The organism is Bradyrhizobium mercantei, from assembly GCF_001982635.1.
GTDB lineage: Bacteria > Pseudomonadota > Alphaproteobacteria > Rhizobiales > Xanthobacteraceae > Bradyrhizobium > Bradyrhizobium mercantei.
In genome coordinates this window covers 62599-83271 of the sequence record NZ_MKFI01000001.1, presented here as the reverse complement: position 1 = coordinate 83271, position 20673 = coordinate 62599, and the positions used below count along the sequence as shown (strand labels likewise).

At 64.4% G+C, this 20673-nt stretch carries 18 protein-coding genes; 13 read left to right on the top strand and 5 right to left on the bottom strand.

The genetic code is table 11. The features are described 5' to 3' along the window. Positions 1–26 precede the first annotated feature (26 nt). The 3 genes from BI327_RS00370 to BI327_RS00360 form a co-directional block, all read right to left on the bottom strand. On the bottom strand, positions 27–1529 hold the full coding sequence (locus tag BI327_RS00370; protein ID WP_076857691.1) for a sugar ABC transporter ATP-binding protein: 1503 nt from the start codon (positions 1527–1529) through the stop codon (positions 27–29). Between the two features lie 9 nt (positions 1530–1538). Further along, on the bottom strand, positions 1539–2576 hold the full coding sequence (locus tag BI327_RS00365) for a sugar ABC transporter substrate-binding protein (protein ID WP_076857690.1): 1038 nt from the start codon (positions 2574–2576) through the stop codon (positions 1539–1541). A gap of 88 nt (positions 2577–2664) precedes the next feature. Further along, on the bottom strand, positions 2665–3090 hold the full coding sequence (locus tag BI327_RS00360) for a globin (RefSeq protein ID WP_076857689.1): 426 nt from the start codon (positions 3088–3090) through the stop codon (positions 2665–2667). Between the two features lie 446 nt (positions 3091–3536). On the opposite strand from BI327_RS00360, the gene BI327_RS00355 reads away from it, so the two are divergent. The 10 genes from BI327_RS00355 to BI327_RS00310 all read left to right on the top strand — a co-directional run bounded on the left by BI327_RS00355 (position 3537) and on the right by BI327_RS00310 (position 14386). Next, positions 3537–3920, top strand: coding sequence for a DUF2946 domain-containing protein (locus BI327_RS00355; RefSeq protein ID WP_076857688.1), 384 nt, complete (start codon positions 3537–3539; stop codon positions 3918–3920). An 84-nt stretch (positions 3921–4004) separates the two neighbouring features. Then, positions 4005–6404: a TonB-dependent receptor family protein gene (locus BI327_RS00350; protein WP_076857687.1), complete on the top strand. Its 2400-nt coding sequence runs from the start codon at positions 4005–4007 to the stop codon at positions 6402–6404. Positions 6405–6415: 11 nt separating this feature from the next. Further along, positions 6416–7642, top strand: a complete 1227-nt coding sequence (locus tag BI327_RS00345; RefSeq protein WP_076857686.1) for a sialidase family protein — start codon at positions 6416–6418, stop codon at positions 7640–7642. Continuing rightward, complete coding sequence (locus BI327_RS00340; protein ID WP_076857685.1) at positions 7639–8136, top strand: TlpA family protein disulfide reductase; 498 nt, start codon at positions 7639–7641, stop codon at positions 8134–8136. The genes BI327_RS00345 and BI327_RS00340 overlap by 4 nt, the downstream gene beginning before the upstream one ends. A gap of 34 nt (positions 8137–8170) precedes the next feature. Further along, the gene (locus tag BI327_RS00335) at positions 8171–8698 is read left to right on the top strand and encodes a copper chaperone PCu(A)C (RefSeq protein ID WP_076857684.1); all 528 of its coding nucleotides are present in this window, start codon (positions 8171–8173) and stop codon (positions 8696–8698) included. Positions 8699–8705: 7 nt separating this feature from the next. Then, positions 8706–9233 (top strand): YcnI family copper-binding membrane protein, encoded by a 528-nt coding sequence (locus BI327_RS00330; protein ID WP_076857683.1) that lies wholly within the window; start codon positions 8706–8708, stop codon positions 9231–9233. Positions 9234–9237: 4 nt separating this feature from the next. After that, the gene (locus tag BI327_RS00325) at positions 9238–10842 is read left to right on the top strand and encodes a copper resistance CopC/CopD family protein (RefSeq protein ID WP_076857682.1); all 1605 of its coding nucleotides are present in this window, start codon (positions 9238–9240) and stop codon (positions 10840–10842) included. Between the two features lie 164 nt (positions 10843–11006). Beyond that, positions 11007–12326, top strand: coding sequence for a proline--tRNA ligase (proS, locus tag BI327_RS00320; protein ID WP_076857681.1), 1320 nt, complete (start codon positions 11007–11009; stop codon positions 12324–12326). 71 nt (positions 12327–12397) lie between these two features. Continuing rightward, the gene (locus tag BI327_RS00315) at positions 12398–13678 is read left to right on the top strand and encodes a lipoprotein-releasing ABC transporter permease subunit (RefSeq protein ID WP_076857680.1); all 1281 of its coding nucleotides are present in this window, start codon (positions 12398–12400) and stop codon (positions 13676–13678) included. A 9-nt stretch (positions 13679–13687) separates the two neighbouring features. Beyond that, the gene (locus BI327_RS00310; RefSeq protein WP_076857679.1) at positions 13688–14386 is read left to right on the top strand and encodes an ABC transporter ATP-binding protein; all 699 of its coding nucleotides are present in this window, start codon (positions 13688–13690) and stop codon (positions 14384–14386) included. Between the two features lie 110 nt (positions 14387–14496). Here the strand turns inward: BI327_RS00310 and BI327_RS00305 are convergent, their stop codons facing one another. Then, a complete protein-coding gene (locus BI327_RS00305) occupies positions 14497–14766 on the bottom strand; it encodes a DUF3551 domain-containing protein (RefSeq protein ID WP_076857678.1) in 270 nt (89 codons plus the stop codon). A gap of 117 nt (positions 14767–14883) precedes the next feature. Further along, positions 14884–15174: a DUF3551 domain-containing protein gene (locus BI327_RS00300; RefSeq protein WP_167386834.1), complete on the bottom strand. Its 291-nt coding sequence runs from the start codon at positions 15172–15174 to the stop codon at positions 14884–14886. A 297-nt stretch (positions 15175–15471) separates the two neighbouring features. Between BI327_RS00300 and BI327_RS00295 the strand changes: the two genes are divergently transcribed. The 3 genes from BI327_RS00295 (at position 15472) to dnaE (ending at position 20580) form a co-directional block, all read left to right on the top strand. Then, positions 15472–16206, top strand: a complete 735-nt coding sequence (locus BI327_RS00295) for an outer membrane protein (protein WP_076857676.1) — start codon at positions 15472–15474, stop codon at positions 16204–16206. Between the two features lie 147 nt (positions 16207–16353). Beyond that, positions 16354–16563 (top strand): GDCCVxC domain-containing (seleno)protein, encoded by a 210-nt coding sequence (locus tag BI327_RS43010; protein WP_076857675.1) that lies wholly within the window; start codon positions 16354–16356, stop codon positions 16561–16563. Positions 16564–17052: 489 nt separating this feature from the next. Further along, entirely contained in the window at positions 17053–20580 is a 3528-nt protein-coding gene (gene dnaE, locus BI327_RS00285; protein WP_076857674.1) for a DNA polymerase III subunit alpha, read from the top strand. Positions 20581–20673: the final 93 nt, after the last annotated feature.

Sequence of the window (20673 nt, the reverse complement as noted above, 5' to 3'; positions counted from 1 at the left end):
CGCTTCGCACTTTTCCGGGTCATGCACTACGCAGCCTCGAGCAGCCGATCCTTGCTGACCGCCTCGCCGGCAAATTCGCGCACCACCGCGCCGCGCTTGAGCACCAGGATCCGGTCGGCCAGCGACAACACCGTCTCCGGCTCGGTCGACAGTACGATGATCGCCAGCCCCTTGGCACGGAGATCGCGCACGATGTTGATCACGTCGTTCTTAGCGCCGACATCCATGCCGCGGGTCGGCTCGCACAGCACCAGCACGCGCGGCGGGTAGGCGAGCCATTTCGCCAGCGCGACCTTCTGCTGGTTGCCGCCGGACAGCATGCCGAGATCGAGGCCGACCACCGGCGGCCTGATCTGCAACTGCTCGACCTGACGCTGGGCGATCGCGCGCTCGCGCACCGGCTTGAGCAGCAGCGCCGAGATCCGATCGAGGATCGAGATCGAGATGTTCTTGTAGACCGGTTCCTGATGGAACAGCATGGCGCGGCGGCTTTCCGGCACCAGCGCGACCCCGGCGCGCCGGGCCGCCGCGGTGCTGCGGAAGGTCCTGGCGGCGCCATCGACCGCGAGCGTGCCGCCGTCCGGCCGGAGCTTGCCGAACAGGATCCGCGACAGCTCCAATTGCCCGCAGCCCATGAAGCCGTAGATGCCGAGCACTTCGCCGGAGCGGGCCTCGAACGAGACGTCCTGCAGGCTGCGGCGAAGCGAGAGCTGATCGACCTTCAGCACCGCCGGGCCGGCGCCGGATTGCGGCAGCATCAAATCATCGGTGTAGCTGTGCTCCAGCGCCTCGCCGCCGCGGCCGATCATGGCCTCGATCAGCGCCCCCTTGGTGGTGTCGGCGGATGCGGTCTCGGCGATCTTCCGCCCGTTGCGGAACACGGTGACCACGTTGGAGACCCGCAGGATGTCCTCGATGAAATGCGAGATGAAGACGATGCTGGTACCTTCGTCGCGGAGCTTGTGCAACGTCGCGAACAGGCGTTCGACCTCGGGCGGGGAGAGGGCAGAGGTCGGCTCGTCCAGGATGATGATGCGCGCGCCGGAGAACAGCACGCGGGCGATCTCGATCAGCTGCTGCAGGCCGATCGGCAGGTCGCCGAGCCGCGTCATCGGATCGACGTCGATGCCGAAGCGGGCGAGCTGCTCGCCGGCCTCGCGCGCCATCCGCCGCCATTGCACGAAGCCGAGGCGGTTGGTCGGCTGGTTACCGAGAAAGACGTTCTCGGCGACGGTGAGGTCAGGCGCGACACTGAGCTCCTGATGCACCATGCCGATGCCCGCGGCATGCGCGTCGCGGGTGGAGCGGAACCGGGTCTCCTTGCCGTCGAGCATGAAGCGGCCGGAGAACTCGGGATGCACGCCGGCGATGATCTTCATCAGCGTGCTTTTGCCGGCGCCGTTCTCGCCGACGAGACCATGGATCTCGCCGGCGTGAAGCGCGAAGTCGACCCCACGAAGGGCTTCGACACCGCCGAAGGCCTTCGTGATCTGGTTCAACTCGAGGATCGGGGAGCGTCCCTGCGACATGCGGCCCGCTCAGATCAGGAAGTGATCCTCCATCCATTGCATGCCGGCGGCGTTGGCCTTGGTCACGACGGGACCGTCGGTCACGACGTTCTTCGGAATGCCCTGGCCGCTCTTCTCGCCGCCGACCACGGCGGCAACGCCCGCGACGATCGCACCGCCATGGATGCGACAGGACGGGTTGCGCACGGTTGCGAACATGCGGCCTTCGCTGACCGCCTGGATCGCCGGCGGCATGGCGTCGACGCCGCCGATCAGGATGTTGGTGCGGTTGCGCGCCTTCATGATGTTGTAGGCCGCGAGCGCCATGTCGTCATTGTGGAAGAACGCCGCGTCGATCTGCGAATATTTCGTCAGATAGGTTTCCCAGAGCCGGGCGGTCTTGGAGACGTCCCAATCGGCGGGCTGGGTGTCCAGTACCTCGATGTTCGGGAACTGCTTCACGACCGAGTTGAAGCCCTTGGCGCGGCCCTGCGCGCCGGTGTGGCCGAGCGCGCCCTGGGTCATGATGACCTTGCCCTTGCCGCCGATCGCGTTGCACAGCGCCTGGGTCACCGAGGCGCCCATGAACTCGTTGTCGGGTGCGAGGAACGAGTGGACGTTGATCTGATCGAGCGGCGCAATCAGCGTATCCATGTCGATGACAGGCGTGCCGGCGTCGATCATCTTCTGCACCGGCTGGGTCAGCGTGCCGATGCCGAACGCCTGGATCGCGACGAAGTCCCATTTCTGCGACGCCATGTTGTCGATCGCGGCGCGCTGCTTGACGGCGTCGAGCTGGCCGTCGAACCAGGTCACCTCGACGTTGAACAGCTTGCCCCAGAACTCGGCGGCCTGTTTGCCCTGCGCGCACCACGTCGCCTGCAGGCCGGCGTTGGAGAATGCGGCCTTCAGCGGCTTTTCCGAACGTCCCATTTCGGCTGCGAGCGCGGACGTCGTCATGCCCATTCCGCCGAACAGGCCGGCCGCAGCTCCACCTGCCGCCGCCATTTGCAGAAGGTCGCGCCGCGTCGTCGACGCCTTGTCCATCCCCTTGTCGGTGCCTGGCATTGTTTGCTCCCTCTTCGTTTTTCTGACCGTCGGCGTCAGTTGCACGCGCCGCGGATAAAGGGAGTGTGTCACAATCGGAACGGTGACGCTACGCCCTCTCGTCCACGAGATGTTTCTGCTGCAGCACGATGGCCTCGATGTCGCGGAGCAGCTTGTGCCACGCAGCATCGATCTCGGCCGACCATTGCTCGCCGAGAAGTTCACGCAAGCAATCCGCGATCACCGCGAAGAATGCCACGAACAGTTCGCGCGGCGTGCCGTAGGCGTCGTGCGAAGACACTTCCGATTCGATCAGGCGAAAATGTCCGCGCCGTTCGCCGGCGAAATCGAGGATGGCTTCGATCGCGAGCTGTAGCATCGAGCCTTTCACCGGTTCGCTGCCTTCGGTGCGAAACATCGCTCTCGTCTCGGGATACGCGCGATGCAGATGTTGATAGACGAGCGGCGTCAGATCATCGCAACGCGCGGCTGCGAGTTCAAAGCTCTGTTCGATTGGATTGGACGATGACGTCATAGCGGTTTGCGATCATCACATAAAAAAAGAGCAGGGCTCCAAGCCCTGCTCTAAAAATTGTGTCGACCCTATTTGCCCCAAAAATTCGATTTGATCTTGATTGATGGGGTGACGCTGCTTGTGCGCGTCGGGCTCCTCCCGAGACTTGGACCACCAGGACACACCTCGCGGCTGGCCTGAGCCCGAATTGGTAGACCATCTTTCCAGGCTTGTCATCATTTTCGGCAACGATTGTTCAATTTTCGAGCAATTTGCGAAATGATTGGGATGGCGCCACCGCCGGTTGCGAAAGTCGCCCGAAAACACGTGACGGGGTAAGGGGATACGACGGCTTTCGGAGAGGGCGTGACGCAAGTGCCACGCCCGGTCATTTCCGTCAGCCGGAAGAAACCGGGCGCGTCCGCGATCTCGACTTCCGACGCCCATGGTGGTTAGTTCCGTGGCGGATGGGTTTTGCGATGCGCCGGCGGCTGAAGAATTTTCTGCCCATAGTCCTGGTTGCCCTGCTGGTGCAGATTTTTGCACCGATCGGGGCCTGCTGGGCGGCGAGCCTTGCCGCGTCGGACCCGCTCGCGGCGGCCACCATCTGCCACGGCGATACCGGTTCGGGAACCGGGCAGGGCGACCAGACCGGTCACGATGCCCACGACGGCTGTTGCTCGGCGTGCAGCGTGCTGCAGACCGGTGCGCCCGTTGATAACCCGCAAGTTGCGGCGCAGGCCGTCGAACGGCTGCCGAGCCGGATCGCCTGGCTTGATTTTGCCGCCGAGTTCGATCGTTCGCCGGCTGGCCTCGCCGCACAGGCTCGCGCGCCACCGCTGTTTTCCTGACGACGATGTCGCTGCCGGCGCATGTCCTGCGCTGGCGAGTGCCCTTGAACAAGCCGGCCGGAGAGCCGGTGTCAGGATTCATCCATGTTTCGGTTTCACCCGTGGGGTGGGGCAAGTGCGCTGATACTGGGCGCGGTCCTTTCCACCATGACGTCTTGGGCGAAGGCCCAGACGGTACTGCCTTCCGTCAACGTCGAAGCGCCCCGGACGGCGACGCGCGCCAAGCCCGCGGCGGCCAAGCCTCGCGTTCGTGCGGCATCGGTTCGGCGACCGCCCAAGCCGCGCGCGGCGCCGTCGGTGGCTGCGGACGCAGCGCGCGGCGCGAAGCCGGCGGAGACGGCCGGAGCGGCCCGCGACGGTTTGAACCGGGCGCCCACAGGCCAGACCCAGACGACCATCGATCGCAGCCAGTTCGACAATCGGCCGGCTTTTTCCGTCGCCGACGTGCTGCGGGACAGTCCCGGCATCTCGATCAAGCAGGGCAACGGCCCGCGTGACTTCGGCATCTCGATCCGCGGGTCGAACGCCCGCAATGGCTTTGGTATCCGCAACCTCGTCATCTTCGATGACGGTTTCCCGGTCACCCAGCCGGACGGCCTGTCGCGCAGCGACCTGATCGATCCGCATGCCTATGGCGCGATCGATGTGGTCCGCGGGCCGTCATCGGCGCTGTACGGCAATTACGCGACCGGTGGCGCGTTGAATTTCCGCACCCGGCCCGGCGGTACGATCGATGGCGTGGAGTACGGCGTCGATGGTGGCAGCTTCGGTTATCTGAATAACTATCTTGCCGCAGGCAGGAAGGTCGGCAATTTCGAGGGCTCGCTGTTCGCAAGCGACAGCCGCGGCGACGGCTATATCGGCAACAGCTGGTTCAATACCCAGACGGTCAATTTCCTCGGCACCCTGCAAGTCACGCCGGATGACCGATTTACGGTGAAGCTGATCAACAACGACCTGTCGGCGCGGCTGCCGATCCGCTCGTCGCTCAATCAATTCTATCAGAACCCGTTCCAGCAAGGCTGCGCGACCGGAGCGACGGCTGCGCCGGGATGCGGAACCGTGACCTTGTTCAACAACGGTTTCAATTCGGCGGCGGGGACCGAGAAGGAAACCGCGGTGCAGGCGGGCCTCGGGCGCGACGACCGCCGCACCATCGTCGGCGGCCGCTGGGAGCACGATTTCGACAACCAGACCACCTGGCGCAACCAGTTCGTGTTCGACGACCGCAACATCAACCAGCCGACGGGCTCGACGAGCGCGATCGGCGACTTCCCGTCCTACAACTACATGAGCGACATCGTCAGACGCGGCGACATCTTCGGGATGGATTCGACAGCCTATTTCGGCGGCTTCTACAATACGCTCACGGCTTCGAGCGACACCCGCAATGTGATGCCGGGCGGCAATGCCACGCTCGGAAGCCTGTCCAGCAATCTGCTCAGCACGACGACGAATTACGGCCTTCGCGCGCGCGAGGAACTAAGGCTCACGCCGGCGTTGACGGCCATTGCCGGCATCGGCTGGGAGACCACCAGTCTCACCGGGCGAAACACTGCCTATACCTACACCGGCGCGGCCGGGGCGACGACCACCGCGATCACGACGGCGGACCGGCAATTCCAGAACACCGCGCCCGAGCTCGCCTTGCTCTACCGCCTGAACAGCGAGTGGCAACTTCGCGGACGGGTGGCAACGGGATACGGCACGCCGCAAGTGAGCAATCTCTTCATCCTGCCGAGCGGGGCGTCCGGCAACAACACCCAGCTGCGGACCCAGAAGAACCTCGGCTACGACGTCGGCGCCGACTGGACGCCGAACAACGCGGTCAAGGTGAGCGTCACCGGGTTCTACGAGTTCTTCAAGGACGAGCTGGTTTCGCAGGCAACGCCGCTCGCGGGCATCTCGTATACGTTCAACGCGCCGCGATCGGAACATCGCGGTGTCGAACTGGCCGCCGACTGGAAGTTCCTGCCGGGCTGGCGCGTCTCGGCGGCCTACACCTATCTCGACGAGGTCTACACGGAATACACCGAGAACATCACCAATGGCGCGGTGTTCAGCTTCAATCGCGCCGGCAACAAGATTCCCGGCATCTCGCCGAACGAACTGACGACCCGATTGGGCTACGACCAATTGTCGGGTCCATTCCAGGGCCTCGGCGCGTTCGTCGAAGTCCAGTGGAAGGACGGCTTCTACATGGACAATGCCAATCTCCTGAAGGCACCCGGCTATGAGCTCGTCAACCTCAACCTGCACTACAAGACGGATCTGATCTCCGACTACTTCAAGACGCTGAACCTGTATTTCGAGGTGCGGAACGTGTTCGATCGAACCTACATCGCCTCCGCGAACAACATCGCGAACTCGGTGACGGCAGCGGGCGTTCAAAATCCTGCGAGCATACTGGCGAACACGACCGGTTCGATCTATGCCGGATCGCCGCGCGCGTTCGTGGCGGGCATGAAGATCGCGTTCAAATGAGGAGCGCATCGATGACTTCTCGCAAATCAGCTGGTTGGATCGTGCTCGCGACAGCCATGCTCGCGGCCTTGCCGAACCTCGCCAAGGCGCAGATGAGTCACCAGCACGCCTCGGAAGCGGCGTGCGAGGACACCGCCCTGCGTTGCGCGACCAAGGTCACGCCCGCCTTCGCGCCGGACGGGACGCTATGGCTGACGTGGATGGCCGGAGGTCAGATCTCGGTCGCGAGCTCGAAGGACCAGGGCAAGAGCTTCTCCACGCTGGTCCAGGTGACCCGGGATCGGCTCAACCTGGATTGGGGGCCGGACGCGCGGCCGAAGCTTGCGATCGACGCCAAGGGGGACATCGCGCTGGCCTTCTCGATCTTTCGTGATCAGGCCTTCAACGGCCAGGTGCTGACCACGCGATCGACCGATGGCGGGCGCAGCTTTGATCCGCCGAAGCCGATCACCGCGAACAATGAGAGCCAGCGGTTCGAGGCGATCGGCTTCGATCCCGCCGGCGCCGTGTTTGCGGTCTGGCTCGACAAGCGCAACCGCGTCCCGGCGCAGCAGCGCGGCGAGAAGTATGACGGGGCCGGGCTGTTCTTTGCGTCGTCGAAGGACGGCGGCGCGACCTATTCCGATGCGCGGCTTGCTGCCGACAACACCTGCGAGTGCTGCCGTCTCGCCCTGGCGTTCGACGGCGCAGGCCATCCGGTGGTGGTGTTTCGCAACATCTTCGAAGGCGGCGTGCGCGACCATGCGATCGTGACGTTCACCGATCTGGCCACTCCGGGTGAGGTGCATCGGGTGAGCCGCGACGACTGGCAGATCGCGGCATGCCCGCATCATGGTCCCAGCCTGACGATTTCGTCCGAAGGAACCTATCACGTGACGTGGTACACGAACGGCAAGGCGCGCAAGGGATTGTTCTACGCACGCTCGCGCGATGGCGGCAAAACCTTCTCCGATCCGCTTCCCATTGGTCAGTTGAATCGAAGCCCGTCAAGGCCGCAGGTCATCGCAGGCCCACACGGGCTCGTGATGGCCTGGAAGGAATTCGATGGGCAGAAGACCTCGATCAATCTGATGACGTCTCACGACGACGGCGCGACCTGGTCGAAGCCCGTCGTGATCGCCGACACCACCGACAGCTCCGACCATCCGTTGCTCGTGACCGACCGCCGGCAAACCTACCTGTCCTGGATGACGAAGGCCGACGGCTACCATTTCCAAGCAATCGAGGGCGAACCATGAAACGCCACTTCCTCGCTGCGCTGATCCTGCTTGCAACGCTGCCGTCCGGACTCGCGGCGGAAGCGGGCACGCCAAAGCCGTTTGAACGCGGCAGCTGGCAAAAGCTGCTGCACGCGCATGCCGGCCATCCGACCCTGGTGCATTTTTGGGGAGTGACCTGCGGGCCCTGCAAGGTCGAGCTGCCGCAGCTCGGCCGCTTCATGAAGGATCACCCGGATATCGACGTCGTGACGATCAGCGCGGATCTGGTTCCGAACCTGCCGGAGGCGACCCGATCGATGCTGGATGGCGCGGGCCTCGCGTCGGCCGAGAACTGGATGTTCGGCGATGGCTTCGCCGAACGCCTGAGATTTGAGATCGATCCGGCCTGGCAGGGCGATATCCCGCGAACCATGCTGATTGCCCGCGACGGGACCATCACGACGATCGAAGGATCGGCCGAAATCGCCGATCTGGACAAATGGTCTGCCACCCAGGCCGCAGCAAGCCGATAACACGACGACTTCAACCTGAAAGGAATCCGTCGCCATGAAGACGCTCTCCCGTATCCTCGCTCTCGCCGCGCTGACCGCAGCACTCGCGACCACATCCGCGCGCGCCGAGGACGTCAAGGCCGGCGACCTGGTGATCACGCAGACATGGACGCGCGCGACGCCGAACGGTGCCAAGATCGGCGGCGGCTATCTGACGATCGAGAACAAGGGCACGACGCCCGACCGGCTGGTGTCGGGGGCCGCTGACGTCGCGGGCAAGGTCGAAGTGCACGAGATGTCGATGGACAACGGCGTGATGAAGATGCGCGCGCTCGACAAGGGACTGACCATCGAGCCCGGCAAGACCGTGAAGCTCGCGCCCGGCGGCTATCATTTGATGATGTTCGACCTGAAGGCGCCGCTGAAGCAGGGCGACAAGGTGCCGGTCACGCTCGAGTTCGAGAAGGCCGGCAAGGTCACGGTCTCGCTGGACGTGCAGGCGGTCGGTGCGCAGGCGCCGGGCGGCGGCGATCATTCCGGCCATGGCGACCATTCCGGTCACATGGACATGAAGAAGATGTGAGGAAGCCATGAAGGTACGCGCGCTCCTCATTGCCACGGCGGCGCTGTTCGCAGCGCAGCCTGCGGTCGCCCATATCACGCTTGAAGGAAAGCAGGCGCCGGTCGGATCCTACTACAAGGCGGTGTTCGCCGTGCCGCATGGCTGCGCGGGATCGGCGACGATCAAGATCCGCGTGCAGATTCCGGAAGGTGTAATCGGGGTGAAGCCGATGCCGAAGCCCGGCTGGACGCTCGACACGGTCACCGGCAAATACGCCGCCCAATACGACTATCACGGCGCCAAGCTGTCCGAGGGCGTGAAGGAAGTCGCCTGGAGTGGTGGTAAGCTCGCGGATCAGAACTACGACGAGTTCGTGATGCAGACCTTTCTCACCGATACGTTGAAACCCAACACCACGCTGTATTTCCCTGTCGTGCAGGAGTGCGAACAGGGCGTCGGCCGCTGGATCGATATCCCACCCGAAGGGCAGGGCGGCGGGCACGACCATGGCAGCAAGACGCCGGCGCCCGGCGTCAAGCTGCTGCCGAAGCCGTAAACCCGTGCGGCCCGTCGCAAGTCTTGTCGTCAAAAGTCTTGTCGTCAAAAGGCTTGCCGCGCTGTTGTCAGCGCTGGTGCTGGCGCTGTGCCTTGCGACCGCGGCCCAGGCGCATGCCGTCCTGATCGGCGCCGAACCGGCGGACGGCAGCGTGGTGGCGGAGGCACCGAAGATGGTCGTGCTCCGCTTCAACGAAGCGGTGGCACCGACCGCGGTCAGCCTGCTCGATGCGGCCGGCAAGCCGCGCGACGTCGCGATCCGTGCCGTCGATCAATCGCTGATGGTGATGCTGCCGGCTGGCCTGCCACAGGGCACGCAGGTGGTCAGCTATCGCGTGGTGTCGCAGGACGGTCATCCGGTTGCGGGGTCGCTGCTGTTCTCGATCGGCGTCGTCACCGGCTCGGCGGCACCGTCCGGCGACGGCGTGCTCCATGCGCTGATCTGGCTGGCGCGGCTTGGGCTCTATCTGGGTCTGTTTGCCGGCGTCGGCGGCGTGTTCTTCGCCGCCTGGATCGGGCAGGGCCCGGCCGGCGAACGGCTGATCATATGGTCGCTGAAGATCGGCCTCGTCGGCGCAATCGCCTCGCTTGGCTTGCAGGGCGTCGACCTCCTGAACTTGCCGCTCGCGGGCCTTCTGACATGGGCGGCGTGGGCCAGTGCCGCCGGCACCAGCCTGTTTCCGGCCCTGCTGCTCGCGATCGCCGCGATGTTGATCGCCGCGTTTGCCTGGCGGAGTCCATCGTTCGGCGCAGCCTTCACCCGCACCGCGATCGCCATGATCTGCGTCGGGCTGTCGTTTGCGGTCAGCGGCCACGCCGCCACCGCCTCGCCGCAATGGCTGACGCGGACCGCGCTGTTCATCCATGGCGTCGGCCTCGCCTTCTGGATGGGGGCGCTGGCACCGCTCGCGGTGCTGGCCTGGCAGCGCAAGGAGCCGCTGTTGCGGGTGCTGCGGCGCTTTTCGATGATCGCGGTGCCGGTCGTCGGATTGATCGCCTTGTCGGGGCTCGCGCTCGCCGTCGTCCAGCTCGAAAGTTTCGGCGCGCTGATCGACACCGAATACGGCAACATTCTCGTTGCGAAACTCGTGCTGGTGGCGCTGCTGCTCGGCTTCGCCGCGCTGAACCGTTGGGTGTTCACGCCGGCCATCGCGCGCGAGTTTCACCGGACACGGCCGCTGCAACGCTCGATCGCGCTCGAATTCGTGCTCATGATCGCCATCCTCGGCCTCGTCGCGCTCTGGCGCTTCACGCCGCCGCCGCGCGTGCTGGCGATGTCGGAGGATGTTCCGCTCGCGGTCCACATCCATACCGATGCCGCGATGTTCCAGGTGCTGATCGCGCCGGGCAAGGTTGGGCAGAACGACTTCGTGCTGCAGCTGATGAATGGCGATGCCAGCCCGTTTGCGGCCAAGGAGGCGACGCTGACGCTGAGCCTGCCCGAGCGTGGCGTTGAGCCGATGGAACGCGCTGCCGCGCTCGGTCCCGACGGCTATTGGCACGTGCGCAAGGTGCCGTTGACGGTCCCGGGCCGCTGGCACATGCAGATCGACGCCCTGGTGACCGATTTCAAGAAAGTGACGCTGGAAGACGATTTCGAGGTCAGGTAAACGCTCGATCAGCGCGCTGGACAGGTCGGTGGGACGCAATTCGCTGCAATGGCCGAAATTCGCCTGATTTGAAGGGTTTTTGATCTGAAGCGGCCTTGTGTTTTCACACCCGATCCGGTTTCACTGCAGCTCTTCCCACGCTTTCCTGATTCCCGAGTAACGCCATGCGATTGTCGCGGTTTTTCCTGCCCATCCTGAAAGAAAATCCGAAAGAGGCGGAGATCGTCTCGCATCGGCTGATGCTGCGTGCGGGCATGATGCGGCAGGAGGCGGCCGGCATTTATGCCTGGCTGCCGCTCGGCTTCCGGGTGCTGAAGAAGATCGAGCAGATCGTGCGCGAGGAGCAGGACCGCGCCGGTGCGCTCGAACTCTTGATGCCGACGCTGCAACTCGCCGATCTCTGGCGCGAAAGCGGCCGCTACGACGCCTACGGTCCGGAGATGCTGCGCATCCTCGATCGGCACAAGCGCGAGCTGCTATACGGACCGACCAACGAGGAAATGATCACGGAGATCTTCCGCTCCTACGTCAAGTCCTATAAGAACCTGCCGCTCAACCTCTACCACATCCAGTGGAAGTTCCGCGACGAGCAGCGTCCGCGCTTCGGCGTGATGCGCGGCCGCGAATTCCTGATGAAGGACGCCTATTCGTTCGACCTCGACGAGGCCGGCGCGCGGCGCTCCTACAACAAGATGTTCGTGGCCTATCTGCGCACCTTTGCGCGGATGGGCCTGAAGGCGATCCCGATGCGGGCCGAGACCGGCCCGATCGGCGGCGATCTCAGCCACGAATTCATCGTACTCGCGGAGACCGGCGAGTCCGGCGTCTACATCAACCGCGATGTGCTGGACCTGCCGGTGCCCGGCGAGGACGTCGATTATGACGGCGACCTCACGCCGATCATCAAGCAATGGACCTCGGTCTATGCCGCGACCGAGGACGTTCACGAGGCTGCGCGCTTCGAGCAGGAAGTGCCCGAGGCGAAGCGGCTGAACACCCGCGGTATCGAGGTCGGCCAGATCTTCTACTTCGGCACCAAATACTCCGACACCATGAAGGCAATGGTGGCGGGGCCCGATGGTGTCGACACGCCGATCCATGGCGGCTCCTACGGCGTCGGCGTGTCGCGGCTGGTCGGCGCGATCATCGAGGCTTGCCATGATGATGCCGGCATCAAGTGGCCCGAGGCCGTCGCGCCGTTCCGCGCCGCGATCCTCAACCTCAAGCAGGGCGATGCCGCGGTCGATGGCGCCTGCGAGCAGCTCTACCGTGAGCTCTCGGCGAAGGGCGTCGACGTGCTCTACGACGACACCGATCAGCGTGCCGGCGCCAAGTTCGCCGCGGCCGATCTGATCGGCATCCCCTGGCAGATTCTGGTCGGACCGAAGGGGCTGGCGGAAGGTAAGGTCGAGGTGAAGCGCCGCAGCGACGGTTCACGCGACAATATGAGCCCGGCCGACGTGGTCGCGAAGCTCGCGGGTTAAAGTTTATTCACGCCGCGCGATCGGCGGGGTAATCCGGCCACATTTGGCCCGAATCATGGGATTATCGAGAGATGGATGAGACCATGAACGAGCCAGTCCGTACCCCGCCTTTTGCGCCATTCGAATGGCTGCTGTCCGGACGCTATCTGCGCGCGCGCCGCAAGGAAGGGTTCATTTCGGTCATCGCCGGCTTTTCGTTCCTCGGCATCATGCTCGGCGTCGCCACGCTGATCGTGGTGATGGCGGTCATGAACGGCTTCCGCAAGGAATTGCTCGACAAGATCCTCGGTCTCAACGGGCATCTTCTGGTGCAGCCGCTGGAATCGCCGCTGACCGACTGGAAGGACGTCGCCGATCGCATCAGCCAGGTCCAGGGCATCCGGCTCGCTGCGCCTGTCGTCGACGGGCAGGGGCTCGGATCATCGCCGTTCAACGCCGCCGGCGTCTTCATCCGTGGCATCCGCGCCGACGATCTCAACAACCTCACCTCGATCGCCAAGAACATCAAGCAGGGCTCGCTCGAGGGTTTTGACGAGGGGCAGGGGGTCGCGATCGGCCGCAGGCTGGCCGATCAGCTCTCGCTGCATGCCGGTGACATGATCACGCTGGTCTCGCCGAAGGGCGCGGTGACGCCGATGGGCACCACGCCGCGCATCAAGCCGTACAAGATCACCGCGGTGTTCGAGATCGGCATGTCGGAATACGACTCGACTTTCGTGTTCATGCCGCTGACCGAGGCGCAGGCCTATTTCAACCGCAACAACGACGTGTCCTCGATCGAGGTGTTCACCACCAATCCGGACAAGATCGAGACCTACCGCAAGCTGGTGACGGAGGCCGCCGGCAGGCCGGTCTTCCTGGTCGACTGGCGGCAGCGCAACTCGACCTTCTTCAACGCGCTGCAGGTCGAACGCAACGTGATGTTCCTGATCCTGACCATGATCGTGCTGGTCGCGGCGCTCAACATCGTTTCAGGTCTGATCATGCTGGTGAAGGACAAGGGGCAGGACATCGCGATCCTGCGCACGATGGGGGCCTCGCAGGGCTCGATCATGCGAATCTTTCTGATCACCGGCGCCTCGATCGGTGTGGTTGGAACGCTGACCGGCTTTGCGGTCGGCATGCTGATCTGCCTGAACATCGAATCGATCAGGCAGTTCCTGTCATGGCTCACCAACACCGAGCTGTTCTCGCCGGAGCTGTACTTCCTCTCCAAGCTGCCGGCTGAGGTCGATTTCGGCGAGACGCTGGCCGTCGTGATCATGGCGCTGACGCTGTCTTTCCTGGCGACGCTCTACCCGTCGTGGCGCGCCGCGCGCCTCGATCCGGTCGATGCGCTCCGGTACGAGTAAGGAGCGCACATGGCGGAGGGGGCGGAAGACGTACCGGTCGTCTATCTTCATGACATCAAGCGGGAATACCGGCAGGGCGAAGCGACGCTGACGGTTCTCAACGGCGCCAAGCTTGCGCTGTGGCCAGGTCAGTCGGTGGCACTGGTGGCGCCGTCGGGATCGGGCAAGTCGACCTTGCTGCACATCGCGGGTCTGCTGGAGAGCCCCGATGACGGCGAGGTCTATGTCGCGGGCACCCCGACCTCACAGATGTCCGATGTCGACCGCACGCAGATTCGCCGTTCCGATATCGGCTTCGTCTATCAATCGCATCGGCTGCTGCCGGAGTTTTCGGCGCTCGAGAACGTCATGCTGCCGCAGATGATTCGTGGCCTCAAGCGCTCCGAGACCGTGAAACGGTCGACCGAGATCCTGTCCTATCTCGGGCTCGGCGATCGCGTCACCCATCGTCCGGCCGAACTCTCGGGCGGAGAACAGCAGCGCGTAGCGATCGCGCGCGCGGTTGCCAACGCTCCGCGGGTGCTGCTGGCGGACGAGCCGACCGGCAATCTCGATCCGGGCACGGCCGATCACGTCTTCAACGCGCTGATGCAACTGGTCAAGGCGACCCGCGTCGCCATGCTGATCGCGACCCACAATCTCGATCTCGCCGCCCGGATGGATCGCCGGGTGTCGCTCGCGAACGGACAAATCGTCGAGCTCGAATAGTGCGTTATCGCGCGAAGCGGCTGCCGGCTTGCGTGAAGAACGCGCGCTAACGCCAAGACTCTAAGCCGTTTTTCCGCTCAGCTTCAACTGGAACGGAAAGGCTGTCTCCCTCAATGGGCCGGTCGGGACCGTCTATTATACGCCCTCGGCAGACGGTCGACCGGCGGCCCGGCATAATAGGGGTTGTTGATGCAGATTGCGGGCAGGCCGGACGCCGTGGCCTGGCACTGCGCCAGCGACGTGTAGCCGCAGTCGGTATCTTCTCCGCCCCAACGGTAGTTGGTTTTGCAGACCGGCGAGGTCGAGTCGTATTTCTGCGCGCTCGCTGGTGCGACCGCCGCAGTACCCAGAGCCAACAGGGCCAGAATCAGGCCGCGCATCAGGATCTCCCGTCGACCAGGCGCCTGCGACGCTCATGCTGAGCATGCGCGTGAATAGGCGGCTGTGCGGGTGTGCATCAACTCACATTCCCGCGCCCGTTTCTGCCGGATCGGCGGTCAGTGGATGAACAGGTCGAAGAAGCTGTCACCGCGCTCCCGCGCGGGCGTATGAAGATACGAACGCGGGTCGTTGTCGCCGGCATAATAGGGGTTGGCGATGCAGGTCTGCCCGATGCCCGATGCGGTGGCGAGGCATGCCTGATAGGACGGATAGGAGCAGTTGCTCAGACCGGGATAGCGGTCGCCCTGAATGCAGAACGGGTAGCGCACGCCGACGGCATGCGCCGGTGCAGGACCCAGCGTTGCGAATGCGACCACCGACGCCGCAGCAAGAATCATCGTCCGCATGTGCATTCCTTATGACTCGCGAAGATTTCGATCTCGGCGACGATCCAAATCGGACAAGCCGGTTCCGGTCAACACGATCTTGCGCGCGGCTTCTGGACGCGGATTTGAATTGTGAAAATTATGCGGCAGCTATGTGGCAAAAGTTCCAAGAAGTGCCTGTAATACAGTATTAACTTCAAATTTGAGCGAAGTCGTTTGGGCCTGCCTGTTGCAGCGAAGTTACAGCAATTCCGACGAGGGCTGCTATGACGGTGTCTCGCGGCCTTGGGGGCCTGTAGAAAAAGTTGGAACGGGAAAATGAAAAAGATTTTGCTTGTCACCGCCAGCATGATTGCGCTCAGCGCGACGGCTGCCTCCGCGGCTGACCTCGCGGCTCGCCCTTACACCAAGGCTCCGCCGCCGATCGTCGCGACTGTTTATGATTGGACCGGCTTCTACATCGGTATCAACGGTGGTTGGGCCCAGAGCCACGACAACCGTTCGGTCGATGGCTTCGGCCAGGCCGGCAGCTACGATGCCAACGGCGGCACCGTCGGTGGTCAGGTCGGCTACCGCTGGCAGACCGGTGGTTGGGTGTTCGGTCTCGAAGCTCAGGGCAACTGGGCTGACCTGACCGGCAGCGCTTCGAACAATTTCGTCGCGGGCGGCGTTGTCCGTTCGAAGACCGATGCGTTCGGCCTGTTCACCGGCCAGATCGGCTACGCCTGGAACAACGTCCTGCTCTACGCCAAGGGCGGTGCTGCGGTCACCGATCGCAACTACCAGTTCCTGGCTCCCGGCGGCGTGCTGGCGTCCCAGACCGGCTACGACACCCGTTGGAGCCCGACGGTTGGTGTTGGCCTCGAATTCGCCTTCGCCCAGGGCTGGTCGCTCGGCGTCGAGTACAACCACATCTTCGAAGACACGCATGGCGCGACCTTCGTGACCCCGGCCGGCGTTGCCGTGACCGGCTTCCACACCGGTGGCGACACCGACATGGTCCTCGGCCGTCTGAACTACAAGTTCGGTGGTCCGATCATCGCGCGTTACTGATCGCTCGCTTAATTCAAGCGGCATCGAAAACCCCGGGCTTCGGCCCGGGGTTTTTTGTTGGCTTGACGGATTGACCGCCGGCGCGGCGCGCGGTTCGTTTTGAGGGTGGGGGTTTTCGACCAGCCGTCGACGTCACATATTCGAGCCATGACGGAACCGCGCCTGATCTCCGAACTGACCTGCCCATCCTGCGGCCATGTGTCTGCCGAGACCATGCCGATCGACGCCTGCCAGTTCTTCTACGACTGCAAGGGATGTGGCACCCGGCTGAAGCCGAAAGCGGGCGATTGCTGCGTCTACTGCTCATACGGAAGCGTCCCGTGCCCGCCGATGCAGGCCGGGAAATGTTGCGGGTGAACAGCGGAAGCTCTGCGCTGCTGGAGGCGGATGAGCGCCCAGCTGGCCCGACACCTCGCCGGTCGCGCCATTAACTATCGACCTCAGTTTCCAAGGCGGCCCGCTGGCCGTTGCTTGACTCCAAGAACAAAAAAGGAACAATGTTCTTCATACGTTCCAGTTCAGGGAGAGCGGCCATGTTGAAGATTTTCGTGCAGGAAGCTGCGGCGCTGGCATCGATCACGCTGTTCGTCGGGATGATCGCGGTTTGGGCTCAGCTGATCACCCAGTTCTGAAAATGTGCGCGCGGGGACAGGGGCATAGCTTGTCCCTGGTGACCTCTCCCATGCCCCCTGGGGAAAAGCGGGAGGACCTGCCGCCACGTCGCGTTCGGCGTGGACTTGGCAGGGGCAAGGCCCCACGATGGGGATGCGAGTCGGGTCTGACGCTTCCGAGTTCCGGCCTTGGCGCTCGCTCCATCCCTGACTTCAAGAGATCCCGTAAGCAGCCATGCCGAATGCCGGATTCGTTCATCTTCACGTTCATTCCGCCTATTCGCTGCTGAAGGGCTCGATCAAGATCGCCAAGCTCGGCGAACTCGCCAAGGCCGACCGCCAGCCGGCGCTCGCGCTCACCGATACCGACAACATGTTCGGGGCGCTGGAATTCTCCGACAAGATGGCCGGCTACGGCATCCAGCCGATCGTCGGCTGCGAGGTTGCGGTGGATTTCGGCGACGTCGACCCGAATACGCGGAGCATCCTGGCGACGACCGGACCTGCCCGAATCGTGCTGCTGGCGGCACGCGAGCGCGGGTACCAGAACCTGATGCGGCTGAACTCGCGGGCGTTCCTGGAGACGCCGGTCAACCAGACGCCACACATCAAGCTCGACTGGCTCACCGACGCCGCCGACGATCTGATCGCACTGACCGGCGGCCCCGACGGGCCGATTGCGCTCGCGCTGCGTGCCGAGCAGGCGGCGCTGGCCGCCACCCGCTGCGAACGTCTGGCCGGCCTGTTCGGCGATCGGCTCTACATCGAATTGCAGCGCCACGGCATCGACAAGGAGCGCCGCACCGAGGGCGGCCTGATCGATCTTGCCTACAGCAAGGGCCTGCCGCTGGTTGCGACCAACGAGCCGTATTTCGCCAGCAGTGACGACTACGAATCGCATGACGCGCTGCTGTGCATCGCCGGCGGCCATCTGATCGCCGAGACCAACCGCGAGCAGCTGACCCCGGATCACCGCTTCAAGACCCGCGCGGAAATGGCGGTGCTGTTCGCCGACATTCCGGAGGCGCTGGCCTCGACGGTGGAGATCGCCGAGCGCTGCTCGTTCCGGCCGAAGACCCGCAAGCCGATCCTGCCGTTCTTCACCGTCGGTGCCGCGCAGAGTTCCGATGCTGCCGCCGACGAGGCCGCCGAGCTGAAGCGCCAGGCCGAGGAGGGGCTCGCGAATCGTCTCCGGGTGCATGGTCTCTCGCCGGGCATGACCGAAGAGGACTACAGCAAGCGGCTGGCCTTCGAGCTCGACGTCATCACCCGCATGAAATACGCGGGCTACTTCCTGATCGTGTCGGACTTCATCAAATGGGCGAAGGCGCAGGGCATTCCGGTCGGACCGGGCCGCGGCTCCGGCGCGGGTTCGCTGGTCGCCTGGGTGCTCACCATCACCGACCTCGATCCGATGCGGTTTGCGCTGCTGTTCGAGCGCTTCCTCAATCCGGAACGCGTCTCGATGCCGGACTTCGACATCGACTTCTGCCAGGACCGCCGCGGCGAGGTGATCCAGTACGTGCAGGAGCGCTACGGCCGCGACCAGGTGGCGCAGATCATCACCTTCGGTACGCTGCAGGCGCGCGGCGTGCTGCGCGACGTCGGGCGCGTGCTGCAGATGCCGTACGGGCAGGTCGACAAGCTGACCAAGCTGGTGCCGCAGAATCCCGCGGCTCCGGTGACGCTGGCGCAGGCGATCGAGGGCGAGCCCAAGCTGCAGGCGTTCCGCGACGAGGATCCGGTGGTGGCGCGTGCGTTCGACATCGCGCAGCGTCTCGAGGGCCTGACCCGCCACGCCTCGACCCACGCCGCAGGTATCGTGATCGGTGACCGGCCGCTGAGCGAGCTGGTGCCGATGTACCGCGATCCGAAATCCGACATGCCGGTCACCCAGTTCAACATGAAATGGGTCGAGCCGGCCGGCCTCGTGAAATTCGACTTCCTCGGCCTGAAAACGCTGACGGTGCTCGACGTCGCGGTCAAGCTGCTGAAGCAGCGCGACGTCCATGTCGATCTCGCGACGCTGCCGATCGACGATGCGCCGAGCTACCAGATGCTGGCGCGGGGCGATGTGGTCGGCGTGTTCCAGGTGGAAAGCCAGGGCATGCGGCGGGCGCTGATCGATATGCGGCCGGACCGCTTCGAGGACATCATCGCGCTGGTGGCGTTGTATCGCCCGGGCCCGATGGCGAACATCCCGACCTATTGCGCGCGCAAGCACGGCGATGAGGAATCGGAATATCTGCATCCGATCCTGGAGCCGATCCTGAAGGAGACCTTCGGCGTCATCATCTATCAGGAACAGGTGATGCAGATCGCGCAGCAGATGGCGGGCTATTCGCTCGGCCAGGCCGACCTGCTGCGTCGCGCGATGGGCAAGAAGATCCGCGCCGAGATGGACAAGCAGCGCGACATCTTCGTCGCCGGCGCGATGAAGAACGGCGTGGGCAAGGGCCAGGCCGAGACGATCTTCGAGCTGCTCGCCAAATTCGCCGACTACGGCTTCAACAAGAGCCACGCGGCGGCCTATGCGCTGGTGTCGTACCACACCGCCTACATGAAGGCGCATTATCCGGTCGAGTTCCTCGCGGCGTCGATGACGCTCGAACTCAACAACACCGACAAGCTGTCCGAATTCCGTTCCGAGGCGCAGCGGCTCGGCATCAAGGTCGAGGCGCCCAACATCAATCGCTCCGGCCCGACCTTCGAGGTCAGCGGCAACACGATCTATTACGCGCTCGCCGCGCTGAAGGGCGTCGGCATCCAGGCCGTGGAGCAGATCATCGCCGAGCGCGACAAGGGCGGCGTCTTCACTTCGCTGGCCGATTTCGCCGCGCGGGTCAGCCCGCGCGCGGTCAACAAGCGGATCATCGAGAGCCTTGCGGCGGCCGGCGCATTCGACACGCTCGACCCGAACCGGGCGCGCGTGTTCGCCGGCGCGGATGCGATCCTCGCCGCCTGCCAGCGCAGCCATGAGGCAGCGACCTCGGGCCAGAACGACATGTTCGGCAGCGCGCCGGACGCGCCCAGCATCATCCTGCCGCAGGTCGAGCCCTGGCTGCCGGCGGACCGCTTGCGGCGTGAATATGATGCGATCGGCTTCTTCCTGTCGGGCCATCCGCTCGACGATTACGCCACCGCGCTGAAGCGGCTGCGGGTGCAGTCCTGGGCGGAATTCTCGCGCGCGGTGAAGACCGGCGCGACGGCAGGCAAGGTCGCGGCAACGGTGGTGTCGCGCATGGAGCGGCGCACCAAGACCGGCAACAAGATGGGCATCATGGGCCTGTCGGACCCGACCGGCCATTTCGAGGCGGTGCTGTTCTCGGAGGGCCTCGCGCAATACCGCGACGTGCTCGAGCCGGGGGCGGCCGTGCTGCTGCAGCTCGGCGCCGAGCTGCAGGGTGAGGACGTGCGGGCGAGGGTGCTGCACGCCGAGCCGCTGGATCACGCCGCGGCCAAGACGCAAAAGGGTCTGCGCATCTTTGTGCGCGACACCAAGCCGCTGGATTCGATCGCCCGCCGGCTCAACATGCCGGACGCCGCACCCGCGCCGGGTGGCGCTGCAAAGCCGCCGGCGGTCAAGCCCGCGCCGGCAGCTGCGCCGCCGGCAGGTGCAGCCGACGGCGACGTCTCGCTGGTGATGATGCTGGACCTCGAAACCGAGGTGGAGATGAAGCTGCCCGGCCGCTACAAGGTTTCGCCGCAGATCGCCGGGGCGATCAAGGCGGTCGCGGGCGTGGTCGACGTGCAGACGCTGTAGGGGCAGGGCGATCGCATTCGGCTTCTAAAGGGGCGATGTTTCGCTGCGCCCGCGAGGAGTGGGTTGTAATTTCGGAATATTGGAAATGTGGCG

Excerpts from the sequence above, each read along its gene's own strand:
- BI327_RS00370 (WP_076857691.1), bottom strand. The coding sequence starts at position 1,529 with ATGTCGCAGGGACGCTCCCCGATCCTCGAGTTGAACCAGATCACGAAG.
- BI327_RS00365 (WP_076857690.1), bottom strand. The coding sequence starts at position 2,576 with ATGCCAGGCACCGACAAGGGGATGGACAAGGCGTCGACGACGCGGCGC.
- BI327_RS00360 (WP_076857689.1), bottom strand. The coding sequence starts at position 3,090 with ATGACGTCATCGTCCAATCCAATCGAACAGAGCTTTGAACTCGCAGCC.
- BI327_RS00355 (WP_076857688.1), top strand. The coding sequence starts at position 3,537 with ATGGGTTTTGCGATGCGCCGGCGGCTGAAGAATTTTCTGCCCATAGTC.
- BI327_RS00350 (WP_076857687.1), top strand. The coding sequence starts at position 4,005 with ATGTTTCGGTTTCACCCGTGGGGTGGGGCAAGTGCGCTGATACTGGGC.
- BI327_RS00345 (WP_076857686.1), top strand. The coding sequence starts at position 6,416 with ATGACTTCTCGCAAATCAGCTGGTTGGATCGTGCTCGCGACAGCCATG.
- BI327_RS00340 (WP_076857685.1), top strand. The coding sequence starts at position 7,639 with ATGAAACGCCACTTCCTCGCTGCGCTGATCCTGCTTGCAACGCTGCCG.
- BI327_RS00335 (WP_076857684.1), top strand. The coding sequence starts at position 8,171 with ATGAAGACGCTCTCCCGTATCCTCGCTCTCGCCGCGCTGACCGCAGCA.
- BI327_RS00330 (WP_076857683.1), top strand. The coding sequence starts at position 8,706 with ATGAAGGTACGCGCGCTCCTCATTGCCACGGCGGCGCTGTTCGCAGCG.
- proS (WP_076857681.1), top strand. The coding sequence starts at position 11,007 with ATGCGATTGTCGCGGTTTTTCCTGCCCATCCTGAAAGAAAATCCGAAA.
- BI327_RS00315 (WP_076857680.1), top strand. The coding sequence starts at position 12,398 with ATGGATGAGACCATGAACGAGCCAGTCCGTACCCCGCCTTTTGCGCCA.
- BI327_RS00310 (WP_076857679.1), top strand. The coding sequence starts at position 13,688 with ATGGCGGAGGGGGCGGAAGACGTACCGGTCGTCTATCTTCATGACATC.
- BI327_RS00305 (WP_076857678.1), bottom strand. The coding sequence starts at position 14,766 with ATGCGCGGCCTGATTCTGGCCCTGTTGGCTCTGGGTACTGCGGCGGTC.
- BI327_RS00300 (WP_167386834.1), bottom strand. The coding sequence starts at position 15,174 with ATGCGGACGATGATTCTTGCTGCGGCGTCGGTGGTCGCATTCGCAACG.
- BI327_RS00295 (WP_076857676.1), top strand. The coding sequence starts at position 15,472 with ATGAAAAAGATTTTGCTTGTCACCGCCAGCATGATTGCGCTCAGCGCG.
- BI327_RS43010 (WP_076857675.1), top strand. The coding sequence starts at position 16,354 with ATGACGGAACCGCGCCTGATCTCCGAACTGACCTGCCCATCCTGCGGC.
- dnaE (WP_076857674.1), top strand. The coding sequence starts at position 17,053 with ATGCCGAATGCCGGATTCGTTCATCTTCACGTTCATTCCGCCTATTCG.